Raw genomic sequence first — 17,213 nt, forward strand, 5'->3', positions numbered from 1 at the left:
CCTCGTACTGGACGTACTTGGGCTTTCGGCCGGTGCGGCGAGAGTGCGTGCCGGGCGTCGCGACGGGGCGAACGTTGCCTGCCGCGGCACTAGGAAGGCGGGCGAGCGGCTCTACGGTCAGCGTCCGCGTACGGCGGAGGAGGTCGGGCGCTCCGCCTCCGGCATCGACGGGGTGGAGGTACTGCGGGTGACGGGTACCTCGACACACGACGGGGACGGCATCGACGTGGTCGTCCGCACGTCCGGTTCGGCGTACAACGGATTGCTCGACCCGGAGGAGGTCGCCGTGCGGCGCTGTTTCGCGGTGCGGGTGTCGCCCAAGTCGGAGTGGCGTGAGGATCCCCGTGACGTGGACTGCCCTGATGGCCCTCCGCTGACCTTCGCCCCGCCACCCGAACCGCCCCGGCTGCCGTACGAGGAGCTCCGCGCGAAACTTCCCCGGGTGCCGGAGGGCGGCCGAGTGAATGAGGCCGAGGTGCGCCGTAGGCTCGGCGCCCTGGATCTACATCCGGCGATCCGTACCGAGGTGGAGGCGGACGGTGGCCGGATCGGCGTTCTCCTGTCGGTGAAGGGCAACGGCTTCGACGCGCAGGACTGACTTCTTGCCCGCGTGGGCCCCGGCGCCACCGAGGTGTGGGTGCCGCCTCGGATCCAGCGGATGCCCGGAGAGGGCGGCTGCACCGTCGGCAATGCCCTGGACCCGAAACCGTCACCGCACTGAACGGGGTGCCTGGCTCCCTCGGGCCACAGGTCCGCGTGCCCCATTAGGATCGGCAGCCGGGGTGACGCGGCGCGACCGCCGCGAAGCGCGCCAGATCTGACCAGGCGGTCCGTACGGCCTGTGGGACAGCACCATCACGCGGCGCTCGACGGCGATCTCGAATCCCGGAGGGTACGCGGGCGAGTCCAACTCGACCTCGTGCACGTCGGATGCAGCTTCACACCGGTCATCCAGGGCACGTCCAGCAGATCCCGCAGCCGTTCCCCCGCATGCCGATCGTGCGGCTGATACACGGCGTAGCCCAGCAGCCGTCCTGGACGCCGTGCGAGCTCAGCGACTGTGCGGCTCGTCAGCCGTCCGTGGGGTGCGCCGGGCCGAGGGCGAGTGCGGTTGCCAGGGTGTGGGTGAGGCCGGGTTCGTCGACGGCGGGCAGCAGGTTGCCCGGCTGGGCATACCGGGCCAGAGACCACACGGCGGCTCGGAGGCCGTGAGCGGTGAGCCGCCGGGTGCGTGCGGCGGTGGTGAGCAGGGCCGGCAGGACATGGAGGGGGTGCGGGTGCCGGGTGGTCGCGTGAAGCGGTGGCACGTTGCGGGGGTCGGCGCGGAGTACCGGGGTTCCGTCGTGTGGGGCGGGCAGGCCGATCAGATCGACGATGAGGTCGGTGGGGCCGACGAAGTGCTCCGGGTTGTACAGGGTGAGGCTTTGGACGCCGGCGGCGAACAGGAGGCCGCTGAGGTCTCCGCCGCGGTCCGCTCCGGCGAGGAGCACGCAGGCGCTGTGGGCGGGGATGCCCTTGTGGCGCAGGGCATTGACGGCGGCAGCAGCGGTGGCGACGGCGTGGGCGTGCCCGGTGGCGTCCACCATCGGTGTGGCGGTGGGCTTCAGGGCGGCACGGACGGCGGCGGTGTGAGCGGGGTGGGTGTGCGAGAGGCATACCGCGGTGAAGCCGGGGGCCAGGGCGGCCACGGTGGCGGCCAGCTCTTCGGGGGTGTCGGCGGCTATCGGCAGGGGATGGATGTCCAGGCCGGTGGCATGGCGCAGGTGGACGGCGGTGGATTCCAGGGCCGGCAGGACGGCGGAGGCCGGCAGCGGGCCGAGGTGGGCCACGTCCGAGGCGTTGGAGATGAGTGCGATGCGGCGGCGCCGGCCGGTGTAGGAGTCGGTGCTGTCAGGGTCGAGCAGGAGCTGCTCGATGACACGGTGGTCGGCCTCTGCGTCGAGTAGCGCGCGCTCCCGGTCGGTGCCCGCGGGTACGCACAGGCGCTGGGTGATCTTGCCGGTCGCGGCGGTTTCCAGTGCGGGATCGCCCAGGTGCACCAGATCGCCGCCGAGCCGTTCGTGGAGCAGCGTCTGGAGCCGTAGCTGCGTTGCGGGACCGTTCGTGTCGATGGTGAGACGGCAAAGGCCGGTGTCGGGGCCGGAGTCCGTCTCGATCAGCAGGGCTCCGGGGATGTCGGCGACGGCGGCGGCGACCGTAGGGGCCGCTTTCTGCCTGACTTCTGCCCGCAGGCTGAAGGCGGGCCGGGGCTTACCGGGAGAGGGGACACGAGAGTGCGGCCGGCTGGAGGGCATACCTGCCAAGATCCTTTCTCGGTGGAGCGGAGCACGCTACGCGACCCGCACCCGCTGGGCACGGCTGGCGGTCCGAGAAGGCACTCCTGGTGACGCAGGTGCGGGTCGCCCGGATTCCGAAGGACATCCCCGTCCCCCACGCGTGCCTCCTGGCTGCCATGTGCACCCGCCGGCTTGCCTGAACGAGGAACCTCCGCACCCACGGGCGCGCTCTGGCAATCGAAGGGCACCCGGCGACTTGTCGGCGGCGAGACTTTATCAGTTGCCGAGTTCAGCAACTGATGGATGGGTTGTCAGTGCACTCTGCGACAGACGTGCCTGCTGGTCGCGTCGTGCGGGGCGACAGCGCGTGCATGAACGACCTGGACGTGCCGTACGCCTCAGCGGGCCTGAGGGGCCAAAGGAGCGCTGTACGAGCTTTCGACTGAAGGCCATCACTCGCGAGGATCATCTGGCTTCGTGCGGGCCCGGTCCGCGGTGAGCCATATGCAGGTCCCCTCGTCGGGGACGGGAAGCCGGACTGGCGGGCGGAGAGTCTGGGCTCCGCCGAACGGGCTCAACAGAGTGGTCTCCTATGGCAGCTGAGACACTGTGTTGTCGTCGGTCACCTCGTACAGGTCGATGCGCAGCAGCTCGCGCACGTGTGCCGGGACGCGTGCGGCGGCTTTGGCAGATGAGGACGGCACGATCAGCGCATACCGTATCTGCGGTTCCTGGCGCGTCATACGGCGCAGGAGTTGTCCGCAGGCGATGTCGGCGTCGATGCCCTTCTCGCTGGTGCGGCCCTTGGCTTCGCAGATCAGCCGCTCGTCGCCGCGCACGGCTTCGAGATCGGTCCACCGGTCGGTGGGATCGACCGGTGTCCAGCCCTGGGCGAGCAGCCAGGTGCGGAAAGCGTCGGTGACCCGGTCCTCGTCGCTGTCGCGTGCCAGGATCGTCCGCAGCGCCGCCAGGTCCGCCTTCTGGTTGCGGCGCAGGCGGCCGCGGCCGTCCGCGTCGAGGTCGGCCGGACGGATCACGACCAGCCGCAGTCCGTGCGCGGGGATCTCGGTGTCGCGCCGGGCGTTGTACAGCGTTCGCTGCTCACCGCGGTGGACACCGCTGACGGTGAGCTTGTCGGGCTTGTCGAAGTGGGGCGTGGGCTGGTCGTGCTGCAGTTCCCGGTATTCGACCACGAGTTGGTGGCCGGGCCAATAGGCGTCGACCGGAAGCTTGACCTGCCGACCGTTCGCGCCGGGGTCTCCCAGCAGCCAGTCGAACTTGTGCTGGGTCAAGGCCACCTCGCCCAACACCTGGTCGCACAGCCCGACCACGTACGCCTCATCACTGTCGTCTCTCGTTCCCATGGCAGCGCATCATGGCAGCCCCCGCTGACAACGCCGGCCGCTCCACCGGTACCCGCAGCCGTTGCCGGTCCGAGTGGCAGCTCACCGACTGCTCACTCGTGTCGCCGACCGGGCTGGTCAGGGGGCAGGACACGGTGATTGCTCCTCCGGACTCATCCGGGTCGCGCCGACGGGCCACAGGACTTCGACGTGCACACCCTTGGCGCGGGCGAAGGCGACCAGGTGGGCTGTGGCGTCACGGCGGTCGGAGGGGGAGCCGTCCCAGATCGCCAGCAGGCGGGCGCACGAGCCCAGCAGCCGCTCGTCCGCGCCCACGCAGGCGTCGGGGTCGCCCGGGTCGTACTCCAGCAGCCGCACCTGCTGCGAGAGCAGCAGCAACTCCCCAGCGGCTCGCCGGCCGTGTGCCTCCATCACCTCGGGTATGCCGTTCCTGGAGGGCAGCACCGTCACCAGCGCCAGCTCCGCCGCGCGGGCGGCGCGCCCGAAGACCACCGGCAGCCCCCGTCCGGCACGCACCAGACCCGCCCGGCCCGCTCGTGCGCAGTCGGCGAGGCGTTTGCGTAGCTCCTCCTCGAGCATCGCCAAAGTGGGCGCGGTGAGATCGTGGTGTCCCACGACAGCGATCACTTCAGGGAGTCCTCTCTGAGGGGCGCAGCTGATGCGCGGTGCTTTGTTCTTGTCGAATCAGGTCGGCCCGGCGGTGCGCCGTCCGTCACTTGCCGGCGTGTTCTCCCAGGTAGAACAGCAGCATCACCCAACCCGCGATGATGTGCGTGCCGAAGATGTAGAGAAAGGCGCGCAGCCACATGCCGCGCTCCTCCCGGCTCTCGGCGTCCAGCGGCTTCTTCTGCCCCTTGTGCAGCGCCATGTCTGCCTGCTCCATCCACTCCGGTGTGTTCTACGAGGGAATGCGGAACCGTACGAGGACGACCTTGCCGTCGTGGTCGACAGCCGGTTCGGCGCTGACGTCGCCGTCGTAGTCGGCGGCGATCTCGGTCACCATCCGCAGCCCGGCCCCCATCCCGGCCTCGGTGAGGTCCGGCAGAGCGGGCTCGGCGTCCGCGACGCTGACGACCAGATACCCGCCCTTGCTCGTCAGCCCGACATCCAGTCCAGGGGAGTACGCGGCGTGGCGCAGTACGTTGGTGGCCAGCTCGCTGGTCACGAGCAGCACCGCGTCCGCGAACGCCCAGCCCGTTGCGACGCCGGCCTCGGGCAGGTGCAGGGCTACCGCCTCGCGTGTCCGCCGGACCGTTTCCGGCCCAAGCTTCAGAGAGACGAGGTGTCGGCGCTCCGGTGGCGGTACATGCTCGATCGCGGCCACCGGTCTGCCCCGCCGCCAGGGCATCCGGAATCCGCCCCCCATGCCCGTCATGGCGCGGTCTCCGTGGCCTGGAGTTCGTCGAGGAGATCCTGTCGGCCGGTCAGCAGGACGGCCAGGATCCGCCGGGCGGCGGCGAGCAGTTCCGCCACGTCGCCGCCCGCCAACTCGTACACCACCGTCGAGCCGGTACGGGTGGCCGTCACGATGCCCGAGCGGCGCAGTACGGCCAGCTGCTGGGACAGGTTCGAGGGCTCGACCTCGATCTCGGCCAGCAGCTCCCGCACGGGCTTCGGTCCGTCCTGCAGGAGCTCCAGCACACGGATGCGCACCGGGTGTCCCAGCATCCGGAAGAACTCCGCCTTCGCCTCGTACAACGGAACCGGCATCGGGATCACTCCTCGTCCGTGTCCACGGCCAGGTCGGCGTCGACATCGATATCGTGTCGCCGCGCGACCCGCACCGCGTCGTCGAGCTCGTCCTGCGCCACCGCGACCTCGTAGGCGTCCTCGGCTTCCAACGCGGATGCGAGCCGGTCACGCGCCTCGCGCACCCGTTCCCGTACGGCCTCGACGAACCCGCCCAACGAGGACCTCCTCTTTGTAATCTGCCTTACGCAGCAACTAGCGAATTGAAGAACTCTTCAAGAGTAGTGGATGGCGGGCGACCGGGGACCGTACGAGCGACACCGGTCAGGAACAACGGGCCGTTCCGACCTGAGGGGCATGATCAGAGCTATGAACCGGGATCCGCATCATGCGCTGCACGTCCTCGCCCATGACCACCTCCCCGCCGAGGTTGCTGAGCGCTGGACCGGCCTGCTGCGCCCCGGTCTCCACCTCGCCCAGGCATCGCGGACGGCGGTTTCTATCAGTGGTTGCGAATCACCTGGTCAATGGGCCTATGAGGCATTCTCGCATGACCTCGGCGGGGGTCCTGTCGCCAAGGACGAGTCGGGGGTGCCGGTTGAGCTGATGCGCGACTTCGCGGAGGTCTCGTGCGGTGTGGACGGACAGGTTGGTGCCCTTGGGTGCCTCTGTGTTTGTCAAGCTGGTTCGTGCAGGGGCGTAGGCTCGGTTTTGGCGGGTCTGGGAAGTGACTTGTCCGAAGAGCTGGCCGTCGGGGTTGGGTCAGCCGCGCTGGACTTCGTAGACGCCCCCGGCTGTCCTCCCGGGCCCGTCGTCCGGGTGCGACTCCGCTCGTCGGCGATCATGGTGCGCCAGACGTGATCGGCCAGGCGGCGTTTGAGACAGCGTTGTGCTTCGCGGGAGGTTTTTCCCTCTGCGAGCTTGGCCTGGTAGTAGGCATGGCCCCGCGTGCCGGGCATGCGGATCTGAGTGATCGCCACGGTGTGAAGTGCCGCGTTGAGCTGGCGGTCGCCGCGTCGGGACAGGCGGTGGCGTGCGCGGTCGGCGCTGGCGATCTCGATGGGAGCGGTGCCGGTGTACTGGGCGAAGGCGCTGGCGGTCGGGAAGCGGGTGGGGTTTCCAGTCCGGCCGAGGAGGCGAGCGGCGGTCACGGCCCCGATGCCCGGGGTGTCCGGTCAGTCGGCTTTGGGACTCTGCGACCAGCACGGACATGGCCTTGGCGTTGTCCTTCAACTTCGCGTCCCAGGTCCGGATCTCGGCGATCAGGTCAGCGCCTCGATGTCCTCGTGCAGGGTCAGCTCACGGCCCTGATCCCAGGTCAGCGTCCGCCGCAGCTGGGGCGGGATGTGCGCGGTCTGCGTGATGAGCGCGTTGCGGACCTGCGGGGCCTTCCAGCCGTGCGGCAGGTGGATCAGGTGCACGTAGCGGGTCGTGCGTTCGACGAGGGTGCCGATCGCGGAGCCCTGGCCGCGGCCGATGATCAGTCGGGTAGCGGGGACGCATTGCTGCGTCCCCGCCCCCTCAGAACCGTGCAAGCAGCTATTCACCGCACACGGCTCAAGCAAGCTTCAGAGGCTCGCTGACAGGCAAAAGTACTGGACTCGTTGTCGCAGCGGCTCCATTCCGCCGCTGACAATGGGTGTGGAGGAGACGGAGTCGTTGACCATCCGGCGTGCTCCCGTCCGGGAAGGCAATGAGGTCTTCTCAGCAACGTGATGGACGCGGTGCGTGACAGGTCGTCGGCAGGCGCCGCCAAGGCTGACCCGTCGTCAGAAATACGTGCGGCCCCTGGTAGGAACAGGTCGACGAAGATCCAGTTCCGCGCACCAAGGGGCCGCACGCGTTGACCAGTATCAGCTACACCGCCGTGCTCGATGTCCGCAGGGCCACCGCCGAGCACCTCGCGAAGCTGCTGCACGAGCACCGCGAACGGCTCGGCACCCGCAGGGGTACCCGCGCGCTCGGCCCGTTCAGGCAGGCCGTGCTGATACTGCGCTGGTTCGTCGACGGGTCCCGGCTGGTCCAACTCGCCCGCGACAACGGCATCTCCGCGCCGACCGCCTACCGCTGCCTGCACGAGGGGCTGACCGTGCTCGCCGACCACGCCCCGGACCTGTCCACCGCACTGGAGCGGGCGGCAGCCGCCGGATACACCCACCTCAACCTGGACGGCACCGTCATCCGCACCGACCGTGTCGCCGCCCCTGGCCCCAACAAAGCCGACCTCTGGTGGTCCGGGAAACACAAGCACCACGGCGGGAACGTACAGGTCATCTCCGCCCCCGACGGTTGGCCTCTGTGGGTCTCGCCGGTCCGCCCCGGCCGCGAGCACGACACCACCTGCGCGCGTGCCCACGGCCTCATCGATGCCCTGAACCGGCTCGCGACCACGCTGGGCGTCCCCACCCTGACCGACCTCGGCTACGAGAACGCCGGCGACGGCTTCCGCCATCCCGTCAAGAAGCCCCAGGGCTGCGAACTCGGCCTCGAACAGCAGACATTCAACAAGGTGATCCGTGGCATCCACGGCGTCGCCGAGCGGGCGAACGCGCTGCTCAAAGTCACCTTCAAGGCCCTGCGCCGGGTCAGCCTGGACCCTGCCGCGATCACTCGGAGCGCCCGAGCCGCCCTCGTCCTGCTCCAACTCGAACACGGCCGAACCACCTGAACGAAGATCACGAGCCGTCACGAGACGTTACCGAGAAGGGTTCAATGAGCGTTTTCCAACCTCAATTTGAGCAGCTCAGGTGCAGTGTGCCTGGACGAGGCACGTGATGCGGGTGGTGGAGCAGCGCAGATTGCGCAGGAGCCGCCAGGCCTCGAGGGTGGCCATGGCCTGTTCGACGAGTGCGCGGATCTTCGCGTGCGTGCGGTTGACGGCCTGCTGGCCTGCGGACAGCGTCTCCCAGCGTCCCGAGAGGGGAACGCGGACGGTGTCACCGGCGCCCCGGTAGCCCTTATCAGCCCAGCACTCCACGCCGCGAGGGCCGGGGGGTGCTTCTATCTGTTCGGTCAAGGCTGTGGGCTTGGTCAGGCTGTTTGTTCGTGCCCGGGTTGGTAGAGGGTGTGGTGCTTGAGCATGGCGTGCAGGACGTCGACGCGGCGGCGGGTGAGGCAGATGAGGGCGGCGTCGTGACGCTTCTTTTCTGCGCGCTTCCTGTCGTAGTAGGCCCGCGATTCGGGGCTGCTCAGCGAGGCGAACGAGGCCAGGAACAGGGCCCGTTTGAGCTGCTTGTTGCCGCCGCGGGGCGGGCCTTCGCCCCGGATGGAAGTTCCCGAACGGCGTGTGGTGGGGTCAGTCCCGCGTAGGAGGCCAGGTGGGCGGCGGTGGGGAACGCGCCGGCGTCGCCCACTTCGGCCAGGATGCGGGCGCCGGTCCTGACCGCGACCCCGGGCATGGAGGTCAGGACCTTCGCGAGAGGGTGGGCCTCCAGCAGTGCGGCGACCCGCGTCTCCAGGATGTCCCGGCGCTTGAGGAGGACGGCGAGGGCCTCGGCCAGGCCGGAGACGATCTCTCCGGCCGAGGCGGTGCCGGGAACCGTGACGGTCTGCTCGGCCAGGGCGGTGGTGATCTGTCCGGCCAGGGTGTGGGCACTGCGCATCCGCGGCGCTGCGGCCAGCATGACCTGCGCGATCTGCTCGGTGCCGGCCATGGCCAGCCGGTCCGGGGAGCCGAAGGTCTGCAGCAGGGCCAGGACGGCCGGGTGCCGCAGGCGGGGCCCGAGGACGCGTTCGAGGGCGGGGTGGATGGAGGTGAGCAGTCCGCGCAGCCGGTTGGAGGTGCGGGTGGCGTCCTGGGCGAGGTCGTCGTCGTGGCCCAGAACCATGGTCAGTTCGGCTCGCACGCTTTCGGCGGGGTCGATGGAGTGCAGCAGGTGGGGCATGGTGCGTGCGGCATCGGCGATGACGTAGGCATCGCGGGCGTCGGTCTTGCCGGTGCCGGGGTGCAGATCGGCGAGCCGGCGCATGGACAGGCCCGGAAGATAGGCGACTTCGCACTCGCAGGCGCGGGCGACGGTCACCGCCAGGGTGCCGATGGAGGCCGGCTGGTCGACCACGACCAGCACCTTCCCCCTGCGCTTGAGACTGAGGGGCCACGAAGTTTCCGGACAGGCACCCAATAGGGTTGTCCTGGACAAGGAAACGAGGAAGAAGTGGCGCCGCCCAGTAAGTACTCGCCGGAGTTCCGTGAGGAAGCCGTCCAGATCGCGTTGAGATCAAGCAAGACGATCTCCGAAGTCGCCCGGGAGCTTGAGCTGAACTCGGTGGCTTCGTAAGTGAGAGCCGACACCGGTTGTCGATGAGTTTGAGCAACACTTGTCGATCACAGGGCCGCTAAATGTTGACGAGAATTGACACCATTGCGGTGGGGCGGGGAGTGTTCGGTGATCAAGGCCAGCGGTGCCTTGTTGCGCTTGCCGGGCCTCCCCTTCGGCTGACGCTCAGTCCTCGCCGTGGCGCCGTCCGCGGTGACGTGCCACCGCGTCGTTGTTGGCGCAGCGCACCGAACAGTAGGCGCGTCGGCCGTTGCGGGAGGTGTCGACGAACGCCAGACCGCAGCCGCTGCGCGCGCAGCGGCCCAGCCGGTCGGCCCCGGCGAAGCACACCATGTAGGCGAGTCCGGCCGCAGTGATGGCGCAGATGTGGGCGGCGGCGCCGGCATCGGCGGCACTGTAGTGCAGGTGGGGTCGGCCGTCGTGCAGGGAGATGTGGGGCCTGCTGGAAGCGTCGGCGAGCAGGGTGTTGATCGCCTGGCACCGCACTTCGAGGTTCTGCGAACCGAAGCAAGTGGCCAGGAGTCGGCTCCATCTCCAGATCTCCTCGGCCTCGGCGGTGGTGAGCATACGGTGCACCACGCCGTGCGCGGCGAGCAGAGGTTCCAGGTGCTCTGGTCGTGGCGGCGTCGTGAGGTTGGCCAGGTCAGCGGCTAGCCGAGCGGCCTCCCCGCCGTAATGGTTGAAATGCACAAGACTATTACACCACCGTGTGAGCGACGAGTGGCAAAGCCCTGGCAGCGGAGAAGGTGGAGGAGCCCGACGGTGAAGACTCCCAGCCCGACCTTGCAGGGCGCCGCAGCGGCGCCGGCGTTGATGCTGGCCCAGATCATCAGCCTGCAGGCGGGTTCGGCCGTGGCAAAGGAGGCGTACGCAACCATCGGCCCCACGGCACTGGCCGGTATGCGGCTGGCCTTCTCGGCCGCGGTCCTGTGGGTCCTGGTCCGACCGCGGCTTCGAGGGATCACGGCCCGGCAGTGGCGGGCGGCGATCTCACTCGGTCTGGTCTTCGCAGCGATGAACCTGGCGTACTTCCAGGCCATCAGCCGCCTGCCGATCGGAGTGGCCGCCACCTTGGAACTGCTCGGGCCGCTCGCCTTGTCGATCGTCCTGTCCCGCCGACTGGAACACCTCGCGGTGGCGGTGGTGGCGCTCGTCGGCGTACTCCTGCTGACCACCCCGGGGGCCTCACTCCCCACCGCGGGAATCCTGCTGGGCGGTGCCGCCGCGCTGTGCCGGGCCGGGTATGTGGTTCTGAGCCGGAGAGTGGGGCAACTGTTCTCCGACTGGACGGGCCTGGCCCTGGCACTGGCCTGCGGTGCCTGTGTGCTGGCCCCAGTCGCCACTGTCACGGACGGTAACGTCGTGGCGGCGCACCCGGCCGTCCTGGGCACCGGGCTCCTGGTGGCACTGCTGTCCTCCCTGATCCCGTACTCGCTGGACATGACAGTCCTGCGGCGCATCGACACGCGAGCCTTCGGAGTGCTGCTGGCGCTGAGCCCCGCAGTGGGGGCAGGGGTCGGATACGCCCTGCTGCACGAGCAGCTCACGGCACGTCAACTGTGCGCCATGGCGCTGGTGGTCCTCGCTGGCGCCTGGTCGATGCGTCGCGCCACCCGGAACAGAGCACCCGCCGACAGTTCCGGTACTCGTACCGCCCGGAGCCACCGGCCCGTGTAATGGTTGAAGTGACTTAGGCAGTGACTTCATGCTGGCGGCATGACTCCCACGTCCGCACTCACGCTGACAGTCGACCGCTGCCCCGTCTGTGGTGAGCCGACTCCGGCAGAGGCCCGGTGGTGGACACTGAAGTCCCACCACCGCATCTCCGAAGGAGAGCTCGAGTACTGCGCCAGCAGTTGCGGCTGCCTGGTCGTTCTGGTCAACGGGGAGATCGTCAAGAGCCTCCCCGCCGCCCGTAGGTAGTCCGCACCAGCACGCCGTGAACGGTGCGCCCGGTTCGTCGTTGGAACACCCTCGCGTGTAAACGGCACTGTCGCAGCGGCCTGGTCAGCCGGTGGTGTTCAGTGCTGCGGCTCGGGCCTGGGTGAGGGCGAGGCGGTAGGAGTCGGTACCGGTCTGGATGAGGTTGCCGCCGAAGGTGAGCCGGTCGACGATGGCCGCGCAGAGCCGGGGATCGGTGAAGGTCTTGGTCCAGCCGCTGAAACTCTCGTTCGAGGCGATGGCGACGCTGTTCTTCTCCTCCCGCTCCGTCAGAACCTGGAACAGCAGCTCAGCGCCCCGGCGGTCCAGCTCCATATAGCCCAGCTCATCGATGCACAAAAGATCGACTCGGCCGTAGCGGGAGAAGGACGTGATCGGCTTGGGGCACGGGAGCTCCATCGTGAGGCGCTGGGTCGTCACCGTCGTCGCCCGATCCGCGGGCTAGAGCGAGGATCGGGGCAGAGTCGCTTACCGCGCAGGCAGGGGGTCGGCGGGGTCGTCGACGCCCAGGAGGAGCACGTGATGCCCGACGGCCTCGGTGCTGCAGGCGGTGACCTTCTCGACGTCGAGGCGCAGCCGGATACGCCCGGCGCCTTCGCCGTTGACCGCGAGGTCGCGTTCCAGTTCGTCGTCGAGGCGGTCCGCCGCGGCCTCGGCCGCGGCGTAGTCGGCCAGGCCGTAGGCGAGGAGCCGACGGGTGGCGGTGTCGCGGAGCTGATAGCTGGGCATGGGGGATCCTCCGGCTGGTGGGAGCGTTCAGGTGGTGGGGTCGGTGAGCCGGCGGGCCGCGTTCACCGCGCGCGACCAGACGTCGGGGCTGCCGCCGTGCTCGCGGGCGAGGGAGGCGGCGAGTCCACGGATGTCACCGTGCTCGCGCAGGGCGGCCAGGGCGACGGCCGCCCGCCGGTCGGCTTCCGTGCGGGCCGGTGCGGTCGCCGGGCGGTGCTCGAGGGCGTTGCGCACGACCCACTCCCAGGACCTCTGCGGCCCCCCGTACTGCACGCTGAGTTCCGCAGCCAGGCCCGGGCGGTAGCCGTCGCGCTCGATCGCCTCGGCGGCGAACCGCTCGGCGAGCTGCGTGGCGGTGAGCGGCTCACCGCCGGCGTGGGCGCTCAGCTCGGCCGCGAGGACCTCCTCGAGGGCCGAAGGCCGGCCGACGGGCGCCTCGGGCTGCGGTCCCGGACGGCGGCCGGCCTTGCCGAGCTTCTCCCCGGTGCGCCCCCGGTCGAAGTCCTGCAGGTCGCCGACGCGGAAGGCCTGGATCATGCGGCCGGTGGGACCCTCGACCTCGCCGACGGAGTCCGGGAAGTAGCCGGGGTTCGCCTGCTGGTACTTGCGGATCGTCGAGGCCCCGGCGAAGTTGAGCAGCTCGGCGGCCTTGTTGATGGAGACGACGGCCTCCAGGGTGAGTTCGTACAGCTCGGGGTCGGCCTTGAGGACCTTGCTCGACTTCTGCTCCTGGAACCAGGTGTAGAAGTCGCGGAACTGCTGCTCGTCGTAGAAGTCCTTCCCGTCGACCCGCTCCTTCTCCGGGTGACGGTGCTCCTCGGGCTGCTCGTCGCGCACCTTGTACCAACGGGCCGCAGTCCCGACGCTGGCGCCGGTGAACTCGCGGATCCAGTCGCGGTTCACCACGGCGCGGCCGCCGACGAGGCGACGCTGCGGGTTCAGGGCCTTGGTCATTGCACTCTCCGGTTCTGGCTGCGGCCCTATACTGAGGGCCTGCTCCTCTTTTGTTCCTTCGGCGCTCACGCGCCGGCGGGCGAGTCGAGTTGGTGAAGGTGGTCGGCGGGACGTTCGGCCGGGGTTGCCGCCCTGGGTCGACACCCTCGTAAGAGGGTGCCTTCCGCCGCCCACCGCTTTTTTGCCGCTACGTTCGCGTAATCAATATGACGCTCTTGATGGGTGGCTGTCAATCTCGCCGGCCCACACCCCGCGACGAATGCACACTCCATTCCCGTTCGAAACGCGGCACCTGATTGGCCTGGACGTGATAGGGAGCAGTCACCATCAGCTCCTCGACCGTCGGCAGCTCCGCCTCCCGGCGCCGCATCCACGTCCGCACCCGCCCGTAGCGCTCGTCGACCTCGACGGGGTAGCCGTGCCGCTCCGAGACGGTGCGCAGCCGCCGGCTCAGAGCGGAAGCGCGGCCCACGTGGACCCGCTCCACCGAGCGCATCGGCCGCCCGCGACGGGTGGGGTCCGCCTTCGCGACCGGCAGGATCCTCCGCACGTGATACAGCGCCCACGGGCAGTCGAGCTCCTCCTTGAAAGCGGCGAGGACAGGCCGGTCGGCGGCCTGGCCGGGGTCGAACTGCTCCAGCAGACTGCGTCGGCCGAACAGCCTCGCCTGCGGGTTGAGGCTGACCGAGGTGTACTCCAGGCGCAGCACCCGTCCGGCGATGTCCGGATGGGCGCGCATCCGGTCCAGGTGCGCATCCATGGCCCCCATCGACACTGGGAAACAGCAGAACGTTTCCCTGTCAAGTCTGGCTGTGTTGTAGCGATCTCTCATTTGACTCCTGGTGTTGGTTGTTGAGGTGACTCCGCGTAATAGCGGAGAGGGTGGCTCTATTCATGAATCCCGAAGGCAGATCGGCACTTCGGGTTGCGGTCCGCCGCTGCCGAAGTCGATGCTTACGAGAACGGGAGGCATCTCGTCCCCGGCAGGCGTGGTTGTAGGCACGCTCCATTGGCGAGGGTGGGGCCCGGGCCGGTGGCTTGATCGGTTTGCGATTCTTGATCGCTGCCGAGCGTGCTGATTGGCTGGCCGGCATGACTGAGCTCGGACCCGCCGCCTGGCCCCCTGCACCGATCAGGACCGAGAGGCTCGTCCTCCGTGAGCCCGAGGCCCGGGACCGTGCGGCGTTCATCGAACTGCACGCCTCGCCGGAGGTGCACACCTATCTCGGCGGCCCCCGGCCGCGTGACGAGCTTGAGCGCGAGATGCCCGAGGTGCCCGGGCAGCGGCCCGGGAGTTTCGTCGTTGATCTCGACGGGGCGATGATTGGCCAGATCCTGCTCAGGAGAGCGCCGGAGCACAGTCGCCCGGCTGCTGCGGGGAAGGTCGATCTCGGCTACCTGTTCCTGCCGCGGGCGTGGGGATTCGGATACGCCGCCGAGGCGTGCGTGGCGGCACTCGACTGGTTCGACGGCGTCCTTCCCGGCGAGCCGGTAGTGCTCCACACTCAGACCGCCAACGTCGGCTCGATGCGCCTCGCGGCGAAGCTGGGATTCCTAGAGGTAGAGCGGTTCCAAGCCTGGGACGCCGAGCAATGGCTCGGCATGCGGTCCCCCGTCATGCCCTCTGATCCTCGATCCACCGCGTGAATTCTGATCTTCGATCGGGCGGGGTTCCGGTGTTTTCTTCGTGTGCGGGCAGCGCGTTGTGCCGGGTGGCCGTCCGGTGCGGGGTCTCCGAGGTCTTCCTGGTCGTGGGCGGTTGGTGCGGTCGCGTGGGTCAGTTGGTCATGCGCTGTCCGGTGGCCGTCCACAGGTCGGTGAAGTCGGCTTCCCAGCGCCAGCGTTGCGGCAGGTGCAGGGTGACGCGGCGGGCGCCGGTGGCGATCCGGGCGGGGATGTTGATCAGGTGGCGGCGGATGGTGCCGGTGCGTACCCTGGCGTGGAAGGTGGAGGCGAGGTGGCCGGCGGCGCGGGTGAGGTTGTAGGCGGTGGCGGCCAGGGTCAGCCAGGCGGCGTTCGCGGTGAACTTCCCCGAGGGCAGGTGGCCGAGCGCGGAGTCCTCCAGGTCGGCGAAGACCTGTTCCACCACGGCGTGTTCGCGGTGCATCGGCTCGGCCTGGACGAGGGTGAAGCGGCTGTCGGTGAAGATGACGTGGTGGCGCCAGACGCCGAACAGTTCGGCCTGGCCTTCAGGGACGCTCTTGGGGTTGAGGCGTTTCACGCGCCGCACGATGAGCCGGGCCGTGGTGTGGAACTGGTTCTTCTTGCTGGTGAACGCGGTGAAGGGGATCTCAGCGATCTCCGCGTTGGAGACCCAGCGTTGCTCCTCGTCGTCCCAGATGGCGTCGGTGTACTTGATCGGCGTCCAGGCGTCCTCGGCGATGTTCACGATGGCCTCGCGGACCGTCTTCTTGACCGCGATCGCCAGGGAGAAACGGGCGCCGGCCGTGCGGCAGGCGTCGACGACCTTGTGGGAGAAGTACGCGGAGTCGGCGCGGACGATGATCTGCGCGGTGATGCCCATCGCCCGCACCGTGGCCAGGGCCTCGCGCAGCAGACTCGCCGCTCCCTTGCCGGAGCCTGCCGAGCCCTTGCGCAGTCTGGTGGCGACGATGACCGGCGCGCAGGTGGAGGTCTTGACCGTGACGATCTGGAAGTGCAGGCCGCGGACCTTGGTGTAGCCGAAGGAGGCTCCCTGCTTGGCCGGCCCGTAGACCTGCTTGACCTTGGAGTCGATGTCGACGGACACCACCTCGTCCGTTTTGGATGCCAGGCCGGTGTGCGCGGCCAGGTTGCAGGTGAACGCCCGTGTCGCGGACTGGAGTTGGCGCACGTGTCCCCAGGTGAAGGCGCGTGGGAAGCAGCCCAGTGTGGACGGAGCCCGCACCCCGCCGAACAGGCGGGGCAGGCCACCGTGGCGCAGGACGTCCAAGTCGTCGATGCTGTCCGCGCCGGCGACCATCCCGGCCACAATGGACATGGCCTTCGCGTCTGCGGCCGTGCCCGCGCCGTTCGTCGCGCCGGTCAGCTTGACCTTCTCGGCGACCAGCCGAGGCAGGTCGCACCGCTCGGCCAGCCGGACGGCCGGGATCAGCCCGGCATGCGCGATCAGATTCGGTTCGTCGAACGCGGCGAACACCGTCGCCGGGCTGTGGGAGGATTTCACTTACGAGGTGCCTTGCTGGTTGGGCTTGTTGGAAGCGTGAGAACTCCCATCATCCCAGGTCAGCAGGCACCTCTTCTCGTCTCCCTCTCCAAAGAGCACCCGTCACGCGGTGGATCGAGGCTGATTGAATGCCTGTTTCCATTCCTTGGCCGTGAGGTGGGTAGGGCTGGATGATCTGGGCTGTGGGCGCTGACGTGAGGCTTCGGCGGTACTGCCGGGAGTGTGAAGATCCGCTGCCTCGTGCGGTTGCGGCGGAGGTGGTGTTCTGCTCGGGTCGGTGCAGGCCCCCGAAGACGGCCTCAACCGCCACTGGCGCCCCGCCCTTCGTTCTGCCATAGGCTCCTGCTCATGGATGGCTCCCGATCAGGCACGGTCCGTCTCGATGCGGCCGGCCCCGAGTTGACCCCGCGAACCTTGTCGACCCAGCTGGGTCGGATCAGGAAGGGAGAGCTCAACACCGTGCTGGCGACGGTTACCGCGCTGGAGCCGCCGCAGCCAGCGATCAACGCCGTCAACGAGTGGTGGAAGATTGATCGCGCCCTAGACCGGGGGGCCCGCGTCGCCACCAGCGTCGAGCAGATCCGGCAGACCGTGGTGGCGGGTGACCTCGCGGTGGTGCTGCACTTTCAGGGATCGGCCCCGCTCGGCGGCGAGGTTGAGATGGTCGACACCTACGCCCGCCTCGGCGTGCGCGTCATCCAGCTGACCTACAACTACGCCGAGCTAGTGCCGCGGCAGGCAACGTTTGCCCGTCAAGGAGCGGCGTCTGGTGCGTGCTCTCGGTGTGCCGGCCGGAAGTCCTCGTACTGGACGTACT

Annotated in this window: 19 protein-coding genes and 5 pseudogenes; 7 read left to right on the plus strand and 17 right to left on the minus strand. The window is 69.0% G+C overall.

The window, feature by feature from the left end; translation table 11 throughout:
* Positions 1–598 (plus strand): annotated as a pseudogene (locus AB0J04_RS41735) (translation initiation factor IF-2); the annotation flags it as partial.
* A 472-nt stretch (positions 599–1,070) separates the two neighbouring features.
* Here the strand turns inward: AB0J04_RS41735 and AB0J04_RS41740 are convergent.
* The 9 genes and pseudogenes from AB0J04_RS41740 to AB0J04_RS41780 all read right to left on the minus strand — a co-directional run.
* Positions 1,071–2,294: a malic enzyme-like protein gene (locus AB0J04_RS41740; protein WP_363173924.1), complete on the minus strand. Its 1,224-nt coding sequence runs from the start codon at positions 2,292–2,294 to the stop codon at positions 1,071–1,073.
* A gap of 572 nt (positions 2,295–2,866) precedes the next feature.
* A complete protein-coding gene (locus AB0J04_RS41745) occupies positions 2,867–3,640 on the minus strand; it encodes a hypothetical protein (protein ID WP_363173925.1) in 774 nt (257 codons plus the stop codon).
* A 117-nt stretch (positions 3,641–3,757) separates the two neighbouring features.
* A complete protein-coding gene (locus AB0J04_RS41750) occupies positions 3,758–4,267 on the minus strand; it encodes a hypothetical protein (protein ID WP_363173926.1) in 510 nt (169 codons plus the stop codon).
* Positions 4,268–4,352: 85 nt separating this feature from the next.
* Positions 4,353–4,523, minus strand: a complete 171-nt coding sequence (locus tag AB0J04_RS41755) for a DUF6126 family protein (RefSeq protein ID WP_363173927.1) — start codon at positions 4,521–4,523, stop codon at positions 4,353–4,355.
* A 15-nt stretch (positions 4,524–4,538) separates the two neighbouring features.
* Complete coding sequence (locus AB0J04_RS41760; protein WP_363173928.1) at positions 4,539–5,015, minus strand: ATP-binding protein; 477 nt, start codon at positions 5,013–5,015, stop codon at positions 4,539–4,541.
* Positions 5,012–5,350, minus strand: a complete 339-nt coding sequence (locus tag AB0J04_RS41765) for a metalloregulator ArsR/SmtB family transcription factor (protein WP_363173929.1) — start codon at positions 5,348–5,350, stop codon at positions 5,012–5,014. The genes AB0J04_RS41760 and AB0J04_RS41765 overlap by 4 nt, the downstream gene beginning before the upstream one ends.
* 5 nt (positions 5,351–5,355) lie before the next feature.
* Positions 5,356–5,547 (minus strand): hypothetical protein, encoded by a 192-nt coding sequence (locus tag AB0J04_RS41770; protein ID WP_363173930.1) that lies wholly within the window; start codon positions 5,545–5,547, stop codon positions 5,356–5,358.
* A gap of 459 nt (positions 5,548–6,006) precedes the next feature.
* Positions 6,007–6,480: an IS110 family transposase gene (locus AB0J04_RS41775; RefSeq protein WP_363173931.1), complete on the minus strand. Its 474-nt coding sequence runs from the start codon at positions 6,478–6,480 to the stop codon at positions 6,007–6,009.
* Between the two features lie 144 nt (positions 6,481–6,624).
* Positions 6,625–6,789 (minus strand): annotated as a pseudogene (locus AB0J04_RS41780) (IS30 family transposase); the annotation flags it as partial.
* Between the two features lie 392 nt (positions 6,790–7,181).
* On the opposite strand from AB0J04_RS41780, the gene AB0J04_RS41785 reads away from it, so the two are divergent.
* Entirely contained in the window at positions 7,182–7,997 is an 816-nt protein-coding gene (locus AB0J04_RS41785) for a transposase family protein (RefSeq protein ID WP_363173941.1), read from the plus strand.
* Between the two features lie 75 nt (positions 7,998–8,072).
* On the opposite strand, the pseudogene AB0J04_RS41790 reads toward AB0J04_RS41785, so the two are convergent.
* Positions 8,073–8,378 (minus strand): annotated as a pseudogene (locus AB0J04_RS41790) (transposase family protein); the annotation flags it as partial.
* A pseudogene (locus tag AB0J04_RS41795) lies at positions 8,360–9,408 on the minus strand (IS110 family transposase); the annotation flags it as partial. The pseudogenes AB0J04_RS41790 and AB0J04_RS41795, both read right to left, overlap by 19 nt.
* A 75-nt stretch (positions 9,409–9,483) precedes the next feature.
* Here AB0J04_RS41795 and AB0J04_RS41800 point away from each other — a divergent pair.
* Positions 9,484–9,606: a transposase gene (locus AB0J04_RS41800; RefSeq protein WP_363173932.1), complete on the plus strand. Its 123-nt coding sequence runs from the start codon at positions 9,484–9,486 to the stop codon at positions 9,604–9,606.
* A gap of 165 nt (positions 9,607–9,771) precedes the next feature.
* Here the strand turns inward: AB0J04_RS41800 and AB0J04_RS41805 are convergent, their stop codons facing one another.
* Positions 9,772–10,173, minus strand: a complete 402-nt coding sequence (locus AB0J04_RS41805; protein WP_363173933.1) for a CGNR zinc finger domain-containing protein — start codon at positions 10,171–10,173, stop codon at positions 9,772–9,774.
* Between the two features lie 195 nt (positions 10,174–10,368).
* Between AB0J04_RS41805 and AB0J04_RS41810 the strand changes: the two genes are divergently transcribed.
* Complete coding sequence (locus tag AB0J04_RS41810) at positions 10,369–11,283, plus strand: EamA family transporter (protein WP_363173934.1); 915 nt, start codon at positions 10,369–10,371, stop codon at positions 11,281–11,283.
* Positions 11,284–11,322: 39 nt separating this feature from the next.
* Positions 11,323–11,529, plus strand: a complete 207-nt coding sequence (locus tag AB0J04_RS41815; RefSeq protein WP_363173935.1) for a hypothetical protein — start codon at positions 11,323–11,325, stop codon at positions 11,527–11,529.
* Positions 11,530–11,613: 84 nt separating this feature from the next.
* Here AB0J04_RS41815 and AB0J04_RS41820 read toward each other — a convergent pair.
* The 4 genes and pseudogenes from AB0J04_RS41820 to AB0J04_RS41835 form a co-directional block, all read right to left on the minus strand.
* Positions 11,614–11,910: pseudogene (locus tag AB0J04_RS41820) on the minus strand (ATP-binding protein); the annotation flags it as partial.
* A 105-nt stretch (positions 11,911–12,015) separates the two neighbouring features.
* Positions 12,016–12,276, minus strand: coding sequence for a hypothetical protein (locus AB0J04_RS41825; RefSeq protein WP_363173936.1), 261 nt, complete (start codon positions 12,274–12,276; stop codon positions 12,016–12,018).
* Positions 12,277–12,303: 27 nt separating this feature from the next.
* Positions 12,304–13,230, minus strand: a complete 927-nt coding sequence (locus AB0J04_RS41830; RefSeq protein ID WP_363173937.1) for a hypothetical protein — start codon at positions 13,228–13,230, stop codon at positions 12,304–12,306.
* A 229-nt stretch (positions 13,231–13,459) separates the two neighbouring features.
* Positions 13,460–13,990: a hypothetical protein gene (locus tag AB0J04_RS41835; RefSeq protein WP_363173938.1), complete on the minus strand. Its 531-nt coding sequence runs from the start codon at positions 13,988–13,990 to the stop codon at positions 13,460–13,462.
* Between the two features lie 332 nt (positions 13,991–14,322).
* On the opposite strand from AB0J04_RS41835, the gene AB0J04_RS41840 reads away from it, so the two are divergent.
* Positions 14,323–14,877, plus strand: a complete 555-nt coding sequence (locus AB0J04_RS41840) for a GNAT family N-acetyltransferase (RefSeq protein WP_363173942.1) — start codon at positions 14,323–14,325, stop codon at positions 14,875–14,877.
* 130 nt (positions 14,878–15,007) lie between these two features.
* On the opposite strand, the gene AB0J04_RS41845 is transcribed toward AB0J04_RS41840, so the two are convergent.
* Positions 15,008–16,396 carry an IS1380 family transposase gene (locus AB0J04_RS41845; RefSeq protein ID WP_363173939.1) on the minus strand — a complete coding sequence of 463 codons (1,389 nt, stop codon included), beginning with the start codon at positions 16,394–16,396 and terminating at the stop codon, positions 15,008–15,010.
* A gap of 348 nt (positions 16,397–16,744) precedes the next feature.
* Between AB0J04_RS41845 and AB0J04_RS41850 the strand changes: the two genes are divergently transcribed.
* Positions 16,745–17,213, plus strand: a 469-nt coding sequence (locus AB0J04_RS41850) for a membrane dipeptidase (protein WP_363173940.1), incomplete at its 3' end; no start/stop codon positions are given.

Source organism: Streptomyces sp. NPDC050263, assembly GCF_040655955.1.
In the GTDB taxonomy this organism is placed as follows: Bacteria; Actinomycetota; Actinomycetes; order Streptomycetales; family Streptomycetaceae; genus Streptomyces.

Coding starts and splice junctions, on each gene's coding strand:
- AB0J04_RS41740 (WP_363173924.1), bottom strand. CDS start 2,294: ATGCCCTCCAGCCGGCCGCACTCTCGTGTCCCCTCTCCCGGTAAGCCC.
- AB0J04_RS41745 (WP_363173925.1), bottom strand. CDS start 3,640: ATGGGAACGAGAGACGACAGTGATGAGGCGTACGTGGTCGGGCTGTGC.
- AB0J04_RS41755 (WP_363173927.1), bottom strand. CDS start 4,523: ATGGAGCAGGCAGACATGGCGCTGCACAAGGGGCAGAAGAAGCCGCTG.
- AB0J04_RS41760 (WP_363173928.1), bottom strand. CDS start 5,015: ATGACGGGCATGGGGGGCGGATTCCGGATGCCCTGGCGGCGGGGCAGA.
- AB0J04_RS41765 (WP_363173929.1), bottom strand. CDS start 5,350: ATGCCGGTTCCGTTGTACGAGGCGAAGGCGGAGTTCTTCCGGATGCTG.
- AB0J04_RS41805 (WP_363173933.1), bottom strand. CDS start 10,173: ATGCTCACCACCGCCGAGGCCGAGGAGATCTGGAGATGGAGCCGACTC.
- AB0J04_RS41815 (WP_363173935.1), top strand. CDS start 11,323: ATGACTCCCACGTCCGCACTCACGCTGACAGTCGACCGCTGCCCCGTC.
- AB0J04_RS41825 (WP_363173936.1), bottom strand. CDS start 12,276: ATGCCCAGCTATCAGCTCCGCGACACCGCCACCCGTCGGCTCCTCGCC.
- AB0J04_RS41830 (WP_363173937.1), bottom strand. CDS start 13,230: ATGACCAAGGCCCTGAACCCGCAGCGTCGCCTCGTCGGCGGCCGCGCC.
- AB0J04_RS41835 (WP_363173938.1), bottom strand. CDS start 13,990: ATGGATGCGCACCTGGACCGGATGCGCGCCCATCCGGACATCGCCGGA.
- AB0J04_RS41840 (WP_363173942.1), top strand. CDS start 14,323: ATGACTGAGCTCGGACCCGCCGCCTGGCCCCCTGCACCGATCAGGACC.